The 17,080-nt window shown below is 58.1% G+C and carries 14 protein-coding genes, 1 tRNA gene and 1 pseudogene; 10 read left to right on the forward strand and 6 right to left on the reverse strand.

Going from position 1 to position 17,080, the window contains the following annotated elements:
- Positions 1-102: 102 nt before the first annotated feature.
- Positions 103-1,193: pseudogene (locus RYC17_RS01115) on the forward strand (LacI family DNA-binding transcriptional regulator).
- A gap of 6 nt (positions 1,194-1,199) precedes the next feature.
- Here the strand turns inward: RYC17_RS01115 and RYC17_RS01120 are convergent.
- Positions 1,200-3,194 (reverse strand): sigma-54 interaction domain-containing protein, encoded by a 1,995-nt coding sequence (locus RYC17_RS01120; protein ID WP_316902261.1) that lies wholly within the window; start codon positions 3,192-3,194, stop codon positions 1,200-1,202.
- A gap of 194 nt (positions 3,195-3,388) precedes the next feature.
- Between RYC17_RS01120 and RYC17_RS01125 the strand changes: the two genes are divergently transcribed.
- The 3 genes from RYC17_RS01125 (at position 3,389) to RYC17_RS01135 (ending at position 6,215) form a co-directional block, all read left to right on the forward strand.
- Positions 3,389-4,411 carry a Gfo/Idh/MocA family oxidoreductase gene (locus RYC17_RS01125; protein ID WP_230016297.1) on the forward strand — a complete coding sequence of 341 codons (1,023 nt, stop codon included), beginning with the start codon at positions 3,389-3,391 and terminating at the stop codon, positions 4,409-4,411.
- Positions 4,408-5,196, forward strand: a complete 789-nt coding sequence (locus tag RYC17_RS01130) for a TIM barrel protein (protein WP_011168510.1) — start codon at positions 4,408-4,410, stop codon at positions 5,194-5,196. Before RYC17_RS01125 ends, RYC17_RS01130 begins: the two co-directional genes overlap by 4 nt.
- Before the next feature lie 92 nt (positions 5,197-5,288).
- A complete protein-coding gene (locus tag RYC17_RS01135; protein ID WP_057401198.1) occupies positions 5,289-6,215 on the forward strand; it encodes a sugar ABC transporter substrate-binding protein in 927 nt (308 codons plus the stop codon).
- A 483-nt stretch (positions 6,216-6,698) separates the two neighbouring features.
- On the opposite strand, the gene RYC17_RS01140 is transcribed toward RYC17_RS01135, so the two are convergent.
- From RYC17_RS01140 to RYC17_RS01160, 5 genes are all read right to left on the reverse strand, one after another.
- A tRNA-Gly gene (locus tag RYC17_RS01140) sits at positions 6,699-6,774 on the reverse strand.
- 66 nt (positions 6,775-6,840) lie between these two features.
- Positions 6,841-7,401, reverse strand: a complete 561-nt coding sequence (pgsA, locus tag RYC17_RS01145) for a CDP-diacylglycerol--glycerol-3-phosphate 3-phosphatidyltransferase (RefSeq protein WP_002553346.1) — start codon at positions 7,399-7,401, stop codon at positions 6,841-6,843.
- A gap of 32 nt (positions 7,402-7,433) precedes the next feature.
- Entirely contained in the window at positions 7,434-9,257 is a 1,824-nt protein-coding gene (gene uvrC / locus RYC17_RS01150) for an excinuclease ABC subunit UvrC (protein ID WP_316902265.1), read from the reverse strand.
- Between the two features lie 2 nt (positions 9,258-9,259).
- Positions 9,260-9,904 carry a UvrY/SirA/GacA family response regulator transcription factor gene (gene uvrY, locus RYC17_RS01155; RefSeq protein ID WP_002553344.1) on the reverse strand — a complete coding sequence of 215 codons (645 nt, stop codon included), beginning with the start codon at positions 9,902-9,904 and terminating at the stop codon, positions 9,260-9,262.
- Between the two features lie 178 nt (positions 9,905-10,082).
- Entirely contained in the window at positions 10,083-10,376 is a 294-nt protein-coding gene (locus tag RYC17_RS01160) for a helix-turn-helix domain-containing protein (protein WP_005746418.1), read from the reverse strand.
- 129 nt (positions 10,377-10,505) lie between these two features.
- Between RYC17_RS01160 and RYC17_RS01165 the strand changes: the two genes are divergently transcribed.
- The 6 genes from RYC17_RS01165 to RYC17_RS01190 all read left to right on the forward strand — a co-directional run bounded on the left by RYC17_RS01165 (position 10,506) and on the right by RYC17_RS01190 (position 17,080).
- Positions 10,506-10,742, forward strand: coding sequence for a DNA-binding protein (locus RYC17_RS01165; protein ID WP_002553342.1), 237 nt, complete (start codon positions 10,506-10,508; stop codon positions 10,740-10,742).
- A gap of 702 nt (positions 10,743-11,444) precedes the next feature.
- The gene (locus RYC17_RS01170; protein WP_316902266.1) at positions 11,445-12,527 is read left to right on the forward strand and encodes a 3-deoxy-7-phosphoheptulonate synthase; all 1,083 of its coding nucleotides are present in this window, start codon (positions 11,445-11,447) and stop codon (positions 12,525-12,527) included.
- 81 nt (positions 12,528-12,608) lie between these two features.
- Positions 12,609-12,890: a peptidylprolyl isomerase gene (locus RYC17_RS01175; protein WP_002553340.1), complete on the forward strand. Its 282-nt coding sequence runs from the start codon at positions 12,609-12,611 to the stop codon at positions 12,888-12,890.
- A 234-nt stretch (positions 12,891-13,124) separates the two neighbouring features.
- Positions 13,125-14,993: an extracellular solute-binding protein gene (locus RYC17_RS01180; RefSeq protein WP_316902268.1), complete on the forward strand. Its 1,869-nt coding sequence runs from the start codon at positions 13,125-13,127 to the stop codon at positions 14,991-14,993.
- Entirely contained in the window at positions 14,994-16,058 is a 1,065-nt protein-coding gene (locus tag RYC17_RS01185) for a microcin C ABC transporter permease YejB (protein ID WP_058408116.1), read from the forward strand.
- The gene (locus tag RYC17_RS01190) at positions 16,058-17,080 is read left to right on the forward strand and encodes an ABC transporter permease (protein WP_058408117.1); all 1,023 of its coding nucleotides are present in this window, start codon (positions 16,058-16,060) and stop codon (positions 17,078-17,080) included. Before RYC17_RS01185 ends, RYC17_RS01190 begins: the two co-directional genes overlap by 1 nt.

Consider the following 17,080-nt stretch of genomic DNA (forward strand, 5'->3'; position numbering starts at 1 on the left):
TGTGAAGTTTCAGAAACTTTGCGTAAGAAAATATAGAGAGCACCCACCCCCCTCTCAAGGCCTTGAATACATTCACTATCAAGCTATCATCGAGCATCTGCGGTGCTTGATAGTTTTCTATCAAGCCGCTTCAAGGGCATGTCATGAATAACAATAAGCGCCCCACCATCGCGACTGTTGCCGCGCAGGCAGGCTTGAGTGTCGCGACTGTCGATCGCGTGCTCAACGCCCGCGCTCCGGTAAACCCCGCTACCGCCGAGCAGGTGCTGAAGGCCGCGGAAGCAGTGGGTTATTTCGCCGCACGGCTGATTGCGCAGCGCATTGTCGAGCAACGTCCCACTTACCGTTTCGGCATTCTGTTGCTGAACACCGCCCAGGCGTTCTATGCCAACCTCGCTCAGGCCATTGGCCAGGCCGCGCAACGTCGTATCGGGGCCAATCTGACCTGCCAGTTCGAATACGTGACTGATCGCAGCCCGGCCGCCATCGTTGCCCAACTCGAACAACTGGCAGTGCAATGTGACGGCCTGGCGGTGGTCAGCTTCGCCCACCCGCTGATCAACGCTGCTCTTGAACAGATTCGCCAGGCTGGCGTCCCGGTGATAGCGCTGCTTTCAGACATTCATGAGAAGGCCGATGAGCCTTACGTCGGTCAGGACAATTATCAGGTCGGACGCACCATGGGCTGGCTGCTGGCACGTACCTGCGGTGCTCGCAAAGGCAGCATCGGCATTCTGCTCGGCGGCCATCGCTTTCTTGGCCATCAGGCGCGGGTTGAAGGGCTACACAGTTACCTGGCAGAACATGCGCCGGGGTTACGTCCTCTGGTGCCGCTGATCAACCTCGACAACTGTGATATCACCGAAGAGGCGAGCCTGGAATTGCTGGGCAATCATGACGATCTGCGCGGGCTGTGCGTGGTGGGCGGTGGTGGCGACGGCATCATCAGTGCCCTCGCGCAACTGCCCAGACGTCCAGCGCTGTGCTGCATTTTACAGGAGTCCACCGAACTGTCGCGCCTCGCACTCGCGAACGGGCTGGTTGACGTGGTGATCGACTCCCAGCCTCTTCAAATTGCCGAGGCACTGGTAAATCTGCTGATCGAGTTGCAGACCGTCAACAGCTTCGATCCGCTCAGGCACCGGGTGTATGTACCGCTACAGATCGTGACCTCGGAGAATACCGACGCCTGACCGGCGTCAGAGCCCTCGAAAATCGGCGGCGTTCAAGCCGAATCGACTCATTTTGTTGTACAGCCCGCCGCGGGAAACGTTCAGCTGTCGAGCAGCGAGGCGAATGTTGCCTCGGGTGCTTTCGAGCGCCGCAATAATCGCGTGCATTTCGTGGGTGCCAAGGTCATGGGCCGCCAAAGGCACTGGCAGCCGGCCCGGCACCGCGGGGCCGCTGCGCTGCCTGATTTCAAGGGGCAGATCGGCGGGCTGGACGAGCTCACCCGTGGCCAGATTGGTCGCGCGCTCAATGCTGTTTTCCAGCTCTCGCACGTTGCCCGGCCAGCTATAAGCCACCAGCAATTCCAGAGCTTGCGCAGAAAGCCCCAGCACTGACTTGCGCAATGAACGGGCACAACGATCAAGAAAATGTTGCGCCAGCAAGGCAATGTCTTCCCGACGCATACGCAGCGGCGGTACGGTCAGGTTGAGCACGTTGAGTCGGTAATACAGATCTTCACGAAAGGCGCCTTCGGCCACTGCCTGACTCAAGTTACGGTGAGTGGCGGCAATGATGCGTACATCCACTGGTCGCGAGCTTTTCGCCCCGACCCGGGTTACTTCGCCCTCTTGCAACACCCGTAACAGGCTGACCTGCGCGTCGAAGGACATGTCGCCGATCTCATCAAGAAAGATCGTGCCGCCATCGGCCAGTTCGAACTTGCCCGCCGACCCGCCTTTAGCCGAACCCGTGAATGCGCCCTCGACATGGCCGAACAGCTCGCTTTGCACCAGGTCCCGGGGAATCGCGCCACAGTTGACCGCTACAAAAGGCCCGCTATTGCGGTCACTCGCATTATGGATCGCCTGGGCGAACAACTCCTTGCCGGTGCCGCTTTCGCCAAGAATCAAGGTGGTGGAATCGCTGCGACTGGCGATCCGCCCAAAATGCACGGCATCTGCAATCGCCCGTGAACGGCCCTGAATGGTCTCGAACGTGTAACGGGCCTGAGTGCCGATAATTCGCCGGGTGATCTCCCGAATGCGCCGATTTTCTCGCAGCGACACCACGCGCCCGCCCTGCTCCAGTGGGCATACCGAAACCAGACAGGACAACTGGCTGAAATCATGCAGTTCAAAGGTGCAGTCCAGGTCCCGCAGCCCTTCACCGATACGCGCCAGAATCTGCTCGTTCAAATCACTGCGCCCCAGACGCTGGAACGGGCTGCCCAGCAAATCCAGGCCGACCCGAAAAAGCTGCCGGGCATAGCGATTGAGCGCTTTTATACAGCCTCGTTCGTCCAGTACCACCAAACCTTCGTTGAGCACTTCGAGAACGGTTTGCTGTTCTTCCAGCAGCGCCTGCAAGGCCATTTGCCGCGAGACGGCCTCGGCCGCCGCCTGGACAGTGCCGAGCGTATGAAAATGGAACCAGCCAGGTTCTGCGGTCAGGGTCAGCATCGCCAGGGTCTTGCCTTGGGCATTGCGAATGGGCGCCGCAGCGCAATGCATCCGCCGCTGACGAAGGCCTGTACCGAAGTTTTCCTCTGCCAGTACATACACCAGGGAATCTTCAGCCAGGGCCAGCCCGGTGCAGTTGGTGCCCTGCACCGACTCCAGCAAGCGCGTACCTACCGGCGTCAGATCCAGCCCGCAAAAATACAGTGTGGTGCCCTCAGCATCGGTGAGGTTGATATGGCCTCTCGGGTTATAGGCAAGCAAGCCGCGCATCACTTGAGCTGCTGCGGCAATCAAAACCCGATTGGCCGTCAGAGTAGCCGCAAGGTGTTGAGGGTCGACAAACCGGTAGTCGCTGTCTTCCGGGTTCACGCCGCCTGCGATGCTGCGTCCCCAGGAATCCCAAATAACCTTCCTGACCGTCGCCGGGCGCTCGTCAACGCCACTCAGGCGCGCCCGCCAGGCCTGTTCCAGTTCAGGTATGGGACCGCTGTTGAGTGCAACCGTACCCAATGCTGTGAGGTAACCGAGGTCTTGCACGCTAAAGGTCGCAAACTGTGAGGGCATTGATGTATCCATGTTCATATAGTCGACATGTCAGTATAGACATGTCATTAAAATGAACATTTTTTGGCTAAAAATTATTAATAACACTTTAAAATCAATAGCTTAATTTGTGGCATAGCCTTTGCTCTTCCCCCTTTTACCCGGCGCGCTTACAGCCGGGAAATAATCGAACAACAATTAAAAAGGGTTATTTCATGAGCAAAAAAATTCTCCGCCTTGGTCTGATCGGTGCCGGTCGCATGGGCAGCTTCCACGGCCAGACCGCTGCCTACCACATTCCCGGTGCCTGCCTTGCAGCCATCGCCGACCCCACTCCCGGCCAAGCGTCGCGTCTGGCCGCAGAGTTAGGGGTAGATCGGGTCTACACCGACCCGCAGCAATTGCTGGACGACCCAGACCTGGATGGCGTGCTGATCGCTGCCCCCGCGCGCAGCCACGCAGAATTGGTCATCAGCGCGGCGCGGGCCGGCAAGGGCGTTTTTTGCGAGAAACCCATGGCGATCACTCTCGAGGAAGCCGACCGCGCTATCGCTGCGGCCGCCGATGCCGGCGTGCCCTTGCAAGTCGGTTTCAACCGTCGCTTCGCCAAAAGCTTTCGTACGGCTCATCTGAACGTGGTTGAGGGGCGTATAGGTACACCGCAACTGTTGCGCTCGTTAACCCGAGATCCTGCGCTGAACAATCCGGCAGCCTCGCCGCAATGGGTGATCTTTCTTGAAACGCTGATTCATGACTTCGATACCCTGCGCTACCTGAACCCCGGTGCCGAGGCAGTCAGCGTGTTCGTCATGGCTGATGCGCTGATTGCACCGGATTACAAGAACAATGGGTTTCTGGACACAGCGGTGGTGATGATCCGTTTCGACAACGGTGCCATTGCCACCGCTGAAGCCAGCTTTCAGGCGGTCTACGGTTACGACGTCCGGGGCGAGGTCTTCGGCAGTGCCGGCATGTTGACTATGGGCAACGTCAGTGAATCTGATCTGACCCGTTATCTGGCCAATGGCATACAGGCCGACTCCCAACGACTGGACACCGACCTGCTGCGTGACGCCTACATCGCCGAACTCAATCATTTTGCCGACTGCCTGCGTACCGGGGCCAAACCCCTGGCCAGTGGCGAAGATGCCCGAGCGGCGCTGGCCATTGCCCGCGCCTGCATCGAGTCGTTCCAGCAAGGCCGGCCGGTGGCGGTGTCACGAGGAGTCTGCGCATGAGCTCCATACCATTCACATTAGCGGTCAGCGCCGAGATGGTGTTCCTGGATTTACCCTTCACCGAGCGTGTCAGGCGTATTCACGAGCTGGGCTTCAGCGCCGAAATATGGAGCTGGGCCAATAAGGACATCGCGGCGCTGGCTGCCACAGGGGCGAATTTCACCTCCATGACTGGCTACACCCACGGCAATCTGACCGACGCAGACGCAATCCAGCACCTGCTGGACAGCGCACGCGAATCCCTCGCGGTTGCAGCCCGGCTCAATTGCCCGAGCCTGAACCTGCATGGCACGGGCCTTGACGACAAAGGTCTGCCCGTCAATCCGGTGGCTCATGTCAATGGACGCATGTGGCTGAGTGCCTGCAAAACGCTGGAAAAACTCGCTCGCCTTGGCGAAGAGGCAGGCCGGGTATTCTTGCTGGAAAACCTGAATACCGAGGTCGACCACCCCGGCACCCCGTTCGCTCGCGCTGAAGACACATTGGCCCTGATCGAGGCCGTGGGCAGCCCGCACCTGAAAATGAACCTGGACCTTTATCACGCGCAAATCGGCGAAGGAAACCTGATCGAACTCATCCAGCGCTCAGGCAGCGCCATAGGAGAAATCCAGGTCGCCGACGTCCCGGGTCGCCAAGAGCCTGGTACGGGTGAAATTCATTATCCCGCCATTGCCAGAGCGTTGTTCGATATGGGCTATACGGGTGTCGTCGGGCTTGAAGGCTGGGCCAGCGGCAACAGCGAAGCAGCACTGGAACGCTTCAAAAAAGCCTTCACCCTGACTTGAGGAACACCTTGGCAAGCTCTCGTGAAAAGCGCTGGAAACGTTCATGACAGGTCTTGGTGAACGTCACACATAACAACAAAAGGAAACGTCTCATGCCCTTCCGCAAACTGTTTATCGCCGTGCTGTTACTGGTTTCCAGCCAATGGGCTGCTGCGAGCTACCGAATTGGCGTCACGATCGCCAGAGTCGACGATAACTTCATGACCTATGTGCGCAGCGGCCTGGAAGAAGCTGCCCGAAAAGAGAATGTGCAGCTCCAGTTCGAGGACGCTCAAGGCGATGTGGTTCGCCAGATCAATCAGGTTCAGGGCTTTCTCAGCCAGAAAGTGGATGCGGTTATCGTCTTGCCGGTGGACACCGCCGCCACGGCAAATATGACCCGCGCAGCGGTCGAGGCAAAGATGCCGCTTGTCTACGTCAACCGTCACCCGGATGAGCGCGTCTTGCCCAAGGGCGTTACCACCGTGGCGTCCAACGACATTGAGGCAGGACAATTGCAGATGCGCTATCTGGCAGAAAAGATGGGAGGCAAAGGTACTATCGCGCTCATCATGGGTGACCTTGCGCAGAACTCGACACACGACCGCAGCGAAGGCGTCAAACAGGTGCTCAAGGACTATCCGGGCATAACGATCGTCGAGCAGCAAACAGCGGAATGGCAACGTAACAAAGGTATGGACCTGACCAGTAACTGGCTACTGGCGGGCAGAACCTTTGATGCCATCGTGGCCAATAACGACGAGATGGCCATCGGCGCCGCCATGGCGTTACAACAGGCTGGCAAAGCGAAGGGGGAAGTTGCAATTGTAGGCATTGACGGCTTGCCTGATGGCCTGGCGGCAATCAAACGTGGAATGCTGGCAGCCTCGGTGTTTCAAGACCCGAAGGCCCAGGCGACCACAGCTCTTCAATCGGCCATAAAAATGATCAAAGGCGAGCCGGTCGACGCTGAAGTCTGGGTGCCCTTTCAACTCATTACACCGGAGCAGGTAGCGGTGTTCGAGCAACATTATAAATAGTAGTCGGGAAGGCGAGTATCGAATGGTGGGATGGACGCCCTGACCAGATGAGTTTCGAAGTTCAGAGGCAACGCATGGCATGGGCTACCAAGCCGGGTATCGACACTGGCGTAGAAGGTGTGCGCTGGGTACAGTCTGCCAATAACGATGCCGCCTGGGTGAACTACTAAAGCACTGACTGCCGGGTTTCTTACCCGGCAGGATGGCTGCCCTGCCGGCGATTCAACCGACAGTGGCTTCCTTGCCGAAGTCTTCGTAGGTGCGCAGCGGGTGCCCGATAATGGCCTCCAGCCGGTCTACTGTTCCTTCGACTGCTTGAGGTGGCGACGGCTATATGGCTTCGGACGCCAGAACTGCTTCAGACAATCAGAAGTACATCACAAGAAAGTAAACCCGGGATATTTACCGCAAAAACGAAAAAAGACGCCTAAGCGTCTTTTTTGTTAATCCCATATGCCTCTTGTGCATACATGGATTTAGATTTGGAGCGGGAAACGAGACTCGAACTCGCGACCCCGACCTTGGCAAGGTCGTGCTCTACCAACTGAGCTATTCCCGCATTGTCTTGATGACGGGCGCTATTCTAGCGTTTCAGAAAGCTGCGTCAACCCCTTGATTCAAAAACTTATTTTTTTTCTGCCGTAGTCTTGAGGTGCGGCCATGCGGCTCTGAGGTATTGCACCATCGACCACAGGGTCAGCCCCGCTGCAACGAGCAGCAATGCGTAGCCGAGAATCACCCAGATCGTGATCGCAGGCGGGTTACCCAGCAGAATAACCAGCGCGAGCATTTGCGCCGCGGTTTTCCATTTGCCCATATTGGAAACGGCAACCTGCGCACGCGCGCCGATTTCCGCCATCCACTCGCGGAGTGCAGAAATCACGATTTCGCGACCGATGATCACCGCTGCGGGCAGCGTCAGCCACAGATTGGCATGCGCCTGAACCAGCAGCACCAATGCCACGGCCACCATCAGTTTGTCTGCTACCGGGTCGAGAAAGGCGCCAAAAGGCGTACTTTGTTCAAGACGGCGGGCCAGATACCCGTCGAGCCAGTCGGTCGCCGCAGCGAACGCAAAGACTGCACTGGCGGCCATGTAGCTCCAGTGATAAGGCATGTAGAACAGCAAAATGAAGATCGGAATCAATAAAACGCGTAGTACGGTGATCAGATTAGGGATATTCATCGGCACAACTGGCTACGAGGTGAGCGGGCATTCTACTCGCTGTGCAGGTTTGCATAAATCGACTCTGCCAGCTTTTTACTGATTCCGGGTGCTTTTGCGATTTCATCGATGCTGGCACGGGACAATTCCTGTAATCCGCCGAAATGTTTGAGCAGGTCACGACGCCGGGTCGGCCCGACGCCTGCAACACCCTCAAGGGTCGAGGTGCGCCGGGTCTTGCCGCGCCGCGCGCGGTGACCGGTGATTGCGAAGCGGTGGGCCTCGTCGCGAATCTGCTGAATAAGGTGCAACGCCGGAGAATCGCCGGGCAGCGTAAATTCATGTGCTGCGTCGTTCAGGTAAAGGGTTTCAAAGCCCGCCTTGCGCGTGGTGCCCTTGGCGACACCGAGCAGGATGAGGTCAGGCACCTGCAATTCGTTGAGCACATCACGGGCCATGGACATCTGGCCCTTGCCGCCGTCCACCAGCAGCACATCCGGCAACTTGCCCTCCCCGGCCTTGATGCGGCTGTAACGTCGGGTCAAGGCCTGGTGCATGGCGGCATAGTCGTCGCCCGCCGTCACGCCTTCGATATTGAAACGCCGGTAATCGGACTTGATCGGGCCTTCCGGACCGAACACCACACAGGACGCTACGGTCGCCTCACCACTGGAGTGGCTGATGTCGTAGCATTCGAGGCGCATTGGCGGATCTTCAAGCCCCAGCACCTTGGCCAGCGCTTCGAACCGCGACGCAACATGCTGACGGTTGGCCAGCCGCGCAGTCAGTGCCTGCTCGGCATTGGTGACTGCCATTTGCTGCCAGCGCGCCCGGGTGCCGCGCACGCGATGACTGATAACCATCTCGACGCCGCGCAGTTCTTCGACGGCGTCGACGAACGCAGGGAAATCGTCGTTGATGACATTGACGATGACTTCGCCGGGCAGCTCACGGTCGATGCCGCCGAGGAAATACTGAGCCAGGAATGCCGACATCACTTCGCCGACCTCCTCTTCTATGCCGACCTGCGGGAAGAAGTTCTTGCTGCCCAGCACCCGCCCGCCCCGCACGCTGATCAGGTGCACGCAGGCACCGCCAGGGTTGACGAACGCGGCGACCACATCGACATCGCCGGTACCGCCGTCCATGCTTTGCTGATCCTGGACGCGGCGCAACAAGGCGACCTGATCGCGCAACTCGGCTGCGCGTTCGAAATCGAGCGCCATCGCGGCTTTTTCCATGGAGGCGTTCAGTTCGTCACTCAGGGCACTGCTGCGTCCCTCGAGAAACATCACCGAGTGACGTACGTCCTCGGCATACACCTCAGGCTCGACCAGCCCGACACACGGCCCTTTGCAACGTTTGATCTGATATTGCAGGCAAGGACGCGTGCGGTTCTTGAAGTAGCTGTCCTCGCACTGCCGCACCTGAAAGGTCTTCTGCAGCAGGCTAAGGCTCTCGCGAATCGCGCCGGCACTCGGGTAAGGCCCGAAATAACGGCCCTTGGCTTTTTTGGTGCCGCGATGAATGCTCAGTCGCGGGTAGTTACCATCGGACAGAAACACATAGGGATAGGACTTATCGTCACGCAGCAGAATGTTGTAGGGCGGCCGCCACTCCTTGATGAGGGTCTGCTCCAGCAAGAGCGCTTCAGTTTCGTTGCCCGTGATGGTCGTTTCAATCTGGGCGATGCGCGACACCAGCGCTCCGGTCTTGGGCGCGTGTCCGGTTTTGCGAAAATAGCTGGCAAGACGCTTCTTGAGGTTCTTGGCCTTGCCGACGTAAAGCAGTGTGGCTTCGGCGTCGAACATACGGTAGACGCCGGGACGACCGCTACAGGTCGCGAGAAATGCACTTGGATCGAATGTCTGGGTCATGTTCAGGCGCTGGCATCAACCATGCCGTGACGTACAGCGAGCAAAGCCAGTTCAACATCACTGCTGATCGAGAGCTTTTCAAAGATACGGTATCGGTAGGTATTAACGGTTTTCGGTGACAGGCACAGCTTGTCCGAGATGGTCTGGACTTTCTGGCAGCCGACAATCATCAGGGCAATCTGGATTTCACGCTCGGAAAGCAGATCGAACGGCGAATTGTTGACCTGCGGCTGAAACGACTTCAAGGCCAGCTGCTGGGCAATCTGCGGGCTGATGTAACGCTGACCGGCAAACACCAGGCGAATGGCCTGGACCATTTCGGCAAGCCCCGCACCCTTGGTCATGTAGCCGGCAGCACCTGCCTGCAGCAAACGGGTCGGAAACGGGTCTTCTTCACAGACAGTGACTGCGACGACCTTGATATCAGGGTGGCTGCGCAGCATCTTGCGCGTCGCCTCCAGCCCACCGATGCCCGGCATCTTGACGTCCATGAGTACAACGTCAGGCTTGAGCTCGCGCGCCTTCTTCAGTGATTCTTCGCCGGAATCAGCCTGCCCGACAACCTGCAGACCGTCTATGTCGGCCAGCATGCGTGTGATGCCTGTCCGGACAAGATCATGGTCATCGACAACTAGCACCTTAATCAAGCAGACACCTCGCGCAACGGTCATAACGAATGCCAATCACCATAACAAAAACAATGAGTCAGACCTAGCACTGCGAACTCAGACTCTCGACAACTTGACGGTGGGTGCTTCGAGAACGACGAAAAAAACCCGCAGGCCGCAGAAAAGCAGGCTGCATGTCCGCCTCGCAATGCCTGCACTAAGGAAGCTTTTCAGGAGCGGAAAGCTCGGCAATGGTCGTCGTCAAACGCCTGATCGCATCCTGATCATCCTTGGCCAACACCCGGTAATTACCCAGAATCTTTTCTTCGATCACACTGAGGTTGTCAATCGGCACCGGAGTGCGCGCTCCCGTCAGCACATAGAGCACATCCACACCTTTGGCCGCCACCGCAGCCAGGTAATCGGCCTTGGGCGCGCGATCACCATTTTCATACTTTCCCTGGGCGTTAGCCTCAACTCCCCCTATTTCACCGAAGGTACGCTGAGACATGCTCAGACGCTCTCGTTCTTTTCTCAGCCGACAACCGATTCCACTCATTTGAATCTATGATCCTGTTAAAGCCATCCTAACGAATGTTAGAATCCCGCGGAATTGAATAGATTTGAACGGTTTTGAACTATGCCCGGAATACGCACCGCCGCACAAGCCAAGGCCTGGCTCGAACAACAGGGAAAATCTGTTCAGGAATTCGCTCGGGAAAACAGCATTGATCCGGCGACAACTTACCAGGTGCTGGCGGGCCGCAAGAAAGGCAGGCGCGGTGAAGCGCATAAGGTAGCCGTATTGCTGGGCATGAAGATCGGGACCATCCCGAACATGCAAACCCCGCAGGAAGAAGTAATGGGTGAAGAGTAGCTGATCCTGCCGGAGACTGCAGGCGCAATATGTAGAAGCCTGGCCGAACCATAGCCTGCCGCCAGGTAACTGTCATCAGCCGTTGAGCGGTTTACCCCTCGCCCTCTGGACCACCACGTCAATGCTCGTAGCCATTGATAATCCTGGTGATTGAATTTTCCAATTGAATGCGCCGCCGCTCCTGAAGTAAGCTTCGGAGCAATCAACGGAGACCCACCATGCTGCAATCCACTTCATCACTGCTTCAAGCGGCTACCGGCATTTCCTGCCGTGCATGCGCTGTGGCTGTGCGGGTTGCCTCGGTGAATGCTCCTGTTCAGCTCAACTCTTATTATGGGTATTGGTTTAGCCACTGGCGCGCCTGATACCCATCCGGCGCCCACTTCAAGGGGACGCCAACCAGAGAATTCTCTACCCCCGGTCGGCTTCCCGACCGGGGGTTTTGTTTTTTCAGGGTCAGGTATTTTCAACCCTTCCTAAATATCACGCTGCACATTGAGGATCACGACATGAACTATGCCACTTATTACCGCAACGACATCGACTTCGCTTGGCGATTTAGCCATCTCCGTTCGGGACAGCCTGCCGCCTCCGTTCGGTCACTGCCAGGTGGCAACCACAAACGCCCGGCCAATAAGGCCCTTTGTCGAACACCCCAGCAGGTCTGCGCGGGACTGCCCCGCCAGCCCAGGAAGCCAGAATATGAATTCGTCCGTTGCCGTAAAACCGTCCGACCTGTCCAGCCATGCCGTTGCTCTGGCAGACAACAGCCCCGCCTCGAAACGCCTGCCCGGCACGCTTGAACTGAAAATGCGCCTGCCACTGAATGCAGCGCTGACCGAACAGGTTGCTGCCCATCGCCGCGCCGTACGCGCCATCCTTGAAGGTGAAGACTCGCGACTGCTCGTTATCGCGGGCCCCTGCTCGATCCATGACCCACAATCTGCTCGTGAATATGCCGAGCGACTGGCCGGCCTTGCGGCGCAAGTCAGTGACCAGATGCTGCTGGTGATGCGCGCCTACGTCGAAAAACCGCGCACGACAGTGGGCTGGAAAGGCCTGGCGTATGATCCCCATCTGGACAGCAGTGACGATATGGCTGAAGGCCTGGCGCTGTCGCGACAATTGATGCGTGACATGCTGGGCATGGGCCTGCCGATCGCCACCGAGATACTGCAACCCATGGCCGCGGGCTATTTCGATGACCTGCTCAGTTGGGTCGCGATTGGTGCGCGCACCACCGAGTCGCAGATCCATCGGGAAATGGCCAGCGGGCTGCCGATGGCAGTCGGCTTCAAGAATGGCACTGACGGCGGCGTCGCGGTGGCCTGCGATGCAATGCGTTCAGCGGCGCATCCGCATCGCCACTTCGGCATGGACGGTCACGGTCATCCGGCAATCATCCAGACGCAGGGCAATCCGAACACTCACATTGTGCTGCGCGGCGGCCACAGCGGCCCCAATTACGATGGCCAGAGTGTCGCTCGGGTGCAGGCCAGCCTGACAAAAAACAATATCGCATCGCGAATCATGGTCGATTGCAGCCACGCCAACAGTGGCAAGGACCCGTCACGCCAGCCCCACGTCTTTAACGATGTTCTTGAACAGCGCCTGGCCGGCAATACCTCACTGATCGGCATGATGATCGAGAGCCACTTGTTCGACGGCTGCCAGGCATTGGGCGGGACGCTGCGGTACGGCGTTTCGGTCACCGATGGCTGCCTTGGCTGGGAAGGCACCGAACAGCTGTTGCGTCGCGCGGTTGACCGTCTGCGTTACAGATAAACAGAGCAAAGGAACTTTGTCGGGAAATACCGCACTGAATCCGGTAGGCTGTTTCTTTTTTTTCACAGGAGATTATTCCCCATGGCTAAAGCCACTGCCCGCCACATCCTTGTTTCGAGCGAAGAAAAATGCAACGAACTCAAGGCTCAGATCGAAGGCGGCGCTGATTTCGCTGAAATCGCCAAGGCCAACTCCAGCTGCCCATCGAGCCGCCAGGGCGGTGACCTGGGTTCGTTCGGTCCAGGCCAGATGGTCAAGGAATTCGACACTGTCGTATTCAGTGCTCCGGTGAACACCGTTCAGGGTCCGGTAAAGACTCAGTTCGGCTACCACCTGCTGGAAGTGACCAGCCGTCAGGACTGATCCTGCTGCGCCGCATGCCAGACGGCTCATCTTCGGATGGGCCGTTTTTGTATGTGGTCGTTTTCAACAGCGCAGTGGCCCAGCCTGCGCGCAGTGGCTTGGCGAAGCGGCCATTTGTCTGTAGAAGATAGCGCGATGCAGAGGCATGAGCGCTGCCGGGATTTCGCCATACCTTTACAGTCAGTCGCCTTTAACCCTGACATTCGCTTGCGAACGTCAGTCAGGATTCGAGTCATGCGTTTTGTTTTTCCATCATTGCTCGCCTTGACGCTGACCTTCGTTGGCGTTGTTCAATCGCTGTCTGCAGCACCACAACACGCACTGACCGTTTACGGCGAGGCCCCGCGCTACCCTGCCGACTTCAAACATTTCGATTATGTGAACCCGGACGCCCCGAAAGGCGGCAGCATGCGCCGCTCGGCCATTGAAATAGGTCAGTTCGATCACTTGATGCCGTTTACCGACAAAGGTATGGGGGTTTCGCAGATCAATGGCCTGCTCTATGCCCCGCTGGCCATACGCTCTATGGATGAGCCTTATACGGTCTACGGACTTGTCGCCGAGAAAATGGAGCGTGGTGCAGACGGCCTTTCCTTGCGCTTTTACCTCAACCCGAAGGCGCGTTTCGCGGATGGCACCCCGATTACCGCCGACGACGTCAAGTACACCTACGAACTGCTGATGACCCAAGGCAACATGCAATACCGGACCCAGTTTGAGGCGGTCAAAGGCCTGGAAGTCGAATCCCCCTTGCAGATCCGTTTCGACTTCAAGCATAGCGACAGCCGCACCCTGCCCCTTGACCTCGCTTCACTGCCGGTCTTCCCCGAGCACTGGTGGAAATCCCGAGACTTCGCCAGTGGCGCGGGGTTTGAAGTTCCTCCGGGCAGCGGGCCTTACACCATCAGCCGTGTCGACCCGGGGCGCACCGTCACGTTTCAACGTGACCCAGGCTGGTGGGGAAAAGACCTGCCGGTCAGCAAAGGCCTGTACAACTTCGACACCTTCAGCATCGAGTATTTCGGCGACATTGACGTGGCACGCACGGTTCTCAAGGGCGGGGCCTACGACTACAACCGCGAGTTTTCAGCGACCGGCTATTCAATTCGCTATGACGGCCCGGCACTCAGTGACGGTCGCTTGCAGAAGGCCCAACTGGCCAAGGGCGCGGTGCAAAGCTCGCAGGGCTTCGTATTCAACCTGAGCCGACCGATGTTCCAGGACCGCCGCGTGCGCCAGGCGCTGTCGTTGCTCTGGGACTTTGAATGGACCAACCGGCAGATGATGCGCAACATGTACATTCGCCAGGACAGCTTCTTCTCCAACTCGGAGCTGGCTGCCAGCGAGCTGCCGACTCCCGCCGAACTGAAAATCCTTGAGCCGCTGCGTGGCAGGGTCCCTGACCAGGTGTTCGACAGCGTGTTCAAGGCGCCAAAAACCGATGGCACAGGCTTCATTCGCGACAAGCAACTGCAAGCACTGGCGCTGATGAAAGAGGCTGGCTGGACGCCGCAGGGCGACCAACTGGTTAACGCACAGGGCGAACCCTTCAGCTTTACGTTTCTCAACGCACAGAATGGTTTCGAGCGGATGCTGCTGCCCTACAAACGTACGCTGGCGCAGATCGGCATTCATTTTGATATTCGTCGCATCGATTCCGCGCAATACCTCAACCGGGTAATGGCCCGCGATTACGACATGATTGTCACCGGCTACCCGGTATCTACCTCGCCGGGGGCCGAGTTGTACAACAGCTTTGGCTCGAAAGTAGCGATGGACCCAGGCTCCAGCAATTACATGGCACTTCAGGACCCCGCCGTCGACACCCTGATTGCAGGGCTGCTCAAGGCCGACAACAAGCAGACCATGACCGACTATGCACATTGCCTGGATCGGGTACTGCAATGGAATTACTACTGGATTCCCAATTATTACCCGCCCGGCTCTTCCACCGTCTGGTGGAACCGTTTCGGCATTCCGAAAATCCAGGCCAGCAACAATGAAGCCATCGAAACATGGTGGGAAATCAGCCCGACGCCATTGACCAACGAGCAGTTCGCTGAAAAACGCGGTGCTTCAGCCATCGTTTCGGAGATGCACTGAATGCTCGGCTATATTTTGCGTCGCCTGCTGCTGATCATCCCTACCCTGCTGTGTATTTTGCTGGTCAACTTTTTCATCGTGCAGGCCGCGCCGGGCGGCCCTGTCGAACAGGCCATTGCACGCTTGCAGGGAATTGGCGGTGCGACCGTGGGCGCGGGTGCGAGCGAGTCGGCCGGTGCCGGACACTCTCGAGCGTCCCGAGGACTGGACCCAGTACTGATCAAGCAGATCGAACGTCAATATGGTTTCGACAAACCCTTGCATGAGCGGCTCTGGCTGATGCTGAAGAGTTACGCCCGACTGGATTTCGGCAACAGCTTCTTTCGCGGCGCTACGGTAACCGACCTTATTCTGCAAAAAATGCCGGTCTCCATATCGTTGGGCCTCTGGGCGACGCTGCTGACGTACCTGGTATCCATCCCGCTGGGGATTCGCAAAGCGGTCAAACATGGCAGTCAGTTCGATATCTGGAGCAGCACCGCGATCATCATCGGTTACGCCACGCCAGCCTTCCTGTTCGCCATGCTGCTGGTGGTGGTGTTCTGCGGTGGCACGTCGCTGAACTGGTTTCCGGTGCGCGGGCTGGTCTCGGACAACTTCGAGCAACTGAGCACCGTCGGCAAGATCGCTGACTATTTCTGGCATTTGGTGCTGCCTGTTTCAGCGCTGGTGATTGGCGGTTTTGCCACACTGACCCTGCTGACCAAACATTCCTTTCTCAACGAAATAACCCGTCAGTATGTGACTACCGCCCGCGCCAAGGGCATGAGCGAGCGGCGCGTGCTCTATGGCCATGTGTTCCGCAATGCCATGTTGCTGGTCGTGTCGGGTATTCCGCAGGCGTTCATCAGCGTGTTCTTTGCCGGTTCGCTGCTGATCGAAGTGATCTTCTCGCTGGATGGCCTGGGCCGCATGAGCTATGAAGCGGCCGTTTCGCGGGATTATCCGGTGGTGTTCGGCTCGCTGTTCATCTTTACCGTTTTCGGCCTACTGATAAAACTGATTGGCGATGTCTGCTACACGCTGGTTGACCCCCGAATCGACTTCAGCGCGAGGAATGCATGATGCGTAGCCTCTCGCCGCTGGCCCGCCGCCGCCTTGAGCGCTTTCGCAGCAATCGCCGGGGCTGGTGGTCGCTGTGGCTGTTCTGCGCACTGTTTGCCCTGACTCTGGGCGGTGAGCTGATCGCCAATGACAAACCACTGATGGTCAGTTACCAGCACTCGCTCTACTTTCCGGTGTTCAAGCGCTACACCGAGCAACAATTTGGCGGCGAACTGCCCTTCCAGCCGGATTACCGCAGCGACTACGTACGTCAGCTGATTACCAAGGGCGACGGCTGGATGCTGTTTCCGCCAGTCCCGTTCAGTGACGACACGCCCAACTATGAATTGACTACCCCGGCCCCCAGCCCGCCCTCAGCGAACAACTGGCTCGGCACCGATGATCAGGCGCGCGATGTACTGGCGCGGGTCATTTTCGGCGCTCGGGTGTCGATCCTGTTTGCGCTGGTCCTGACCTTCATCAGCGCGCTGATTGGCATCACCGCTGGCGCGTTGCAAGGCTATTACGGCGGCTGGGTAGACTTGCTCGGCCAACGTCTGCTGGAGGTCTGGTCCGGCTTGCCTGTGCTGTACCTGCTGATCATCCTGTCAGGCTTCGTCGAACCCGATTTCTGGTGGCTGCTGGGTATCATGGCGCTGTTTTCATGGTTGACGCTGGTCGACGTCGTGCGCGCCGAGTTCCTCCGTGGGCGCAACCTGGAGTACGTCAAGGCAGCGCGTGCACTGGGCCTGGGGGACCGGACGATAATCATGCGTCACATCCTGCCCAACGCGATGACTGCGACGCTGAGCTATCTGCCATTCATCCTGACCGGTGCCATTTCGACCCTGACCGCGCTGGATTTCCTGGGTTTCGGCATGCCGGCGGGCAGCGCGTCACTGGGCGAGCTGATCGCCCAGGGCAAGCAGAACCTGCAGGCACCCTGGCTGGGCCTGACAGCGTTCTTCTCCCTCGCGTTGATCCTGACGCTGCTGGTATTCATAGGCGAGGCGCTGCGTGATGCCTTCGACCCGAGGTCCTGA

Origin of the sequence: Pseudomonas syringae group sp. J248-6 (assembly GCF_032586995.1) — a bacterium.
GTDB lineage: Bacteria > Pseudomonadota > Gammaproteobacteria > Pseudomonadales > Pseudomonadaceae > Aquipseudomonas > Aquipseudomonas amygdali.

Coding starts and splice junctions, on each gene's coding strand:
- uvrC (WP_316902265.1), bottom strand. CDS start 9,257: ATGACCCAGACATTCGATCCAAGTGCATTTCTCGCGACCTGTAGCGGT.
- RYC17_RS01160 (WP_005746418.1), bottom strand. CDS start 10,376: ATGTCTCAGCGTACCTTCGGTGAAATAGGGGGAGTTGAGGCTAACGCC.
- RYC17_RS01175 (WP_002553340.1), top strand. CDS start 12,609: ATGGCTAAAGCCACTGCCCGCCACATCCTTGTTTCGAGCGAAGAAAAA.
- RYC17_RS01170 (WP_316902266.1), top strand. CDS start 11,445: ATGAATTCGTCCGTTGCCGTAAAACCGTCCGACCTGTCCAGCCATGCC.
- RYC17_RS01190 (WP_058408117.1), top strand. CDS start 16,058: ATGCGTAGCCTCTCGCCGCTGGCCCGCCGCCGCCTTGAGCGCTTTCGC.
- RYC17_RS01125 (WP_230016297.1), top strand. CDS start 3,389: ATGAGCAAAAAAATTCTCCGCCTTGGTCTGATCGGTGCCGGTCGCATG.
- RYC17_RS01180 (WP_316902268.1), top strand. CDS start 13,125: ATGCGTTTTGTTTTTCCATCATTGCTCGCCTTGACGCTGACCTTCGTT.
- pgsA (WP_002553346.1), bottom strand. CDS start 7,401: ATGAATATCCCTAATCTGATCACCGTACTACGCGTTTTATTGATTCCG.
- RYC17_RS01120 (WP_316902261.1), bottom strand. CDS start 3,194: ATGCCCTCACAGTTTGCGACCTTTAGCGTGCAAGACCTCGGTTACCTC.
- RYC17_RS01135 (WP_057401198.1), top strand. CDS start 5,289: ATGCCCTTCCGCAAACTGTTTATCGCCGTGCTGTTACTGGTTTCCAGC.
- RYC17_RS01165 (WP_002553342.1), top strand. CDS start 10,506: ATGCCCGGAATACGCACCGCCGCACAAGCCAAGGCCTGGCTCGAACAA.
- RYC17_RS01130 (WP_011168510.1), top strand. CDS start 4,408: ATGAGCTCCATACCATTCACATTAGCGGTCAGCGCCGAGATGGTGTTC.
- RYC17_RS01185 (WP_058408116.1), top strand. CDS start 14,994: ATGCTCGGCTATATTTTGCGTCGCCTGCTGCTGATCATCCCTACCCTG.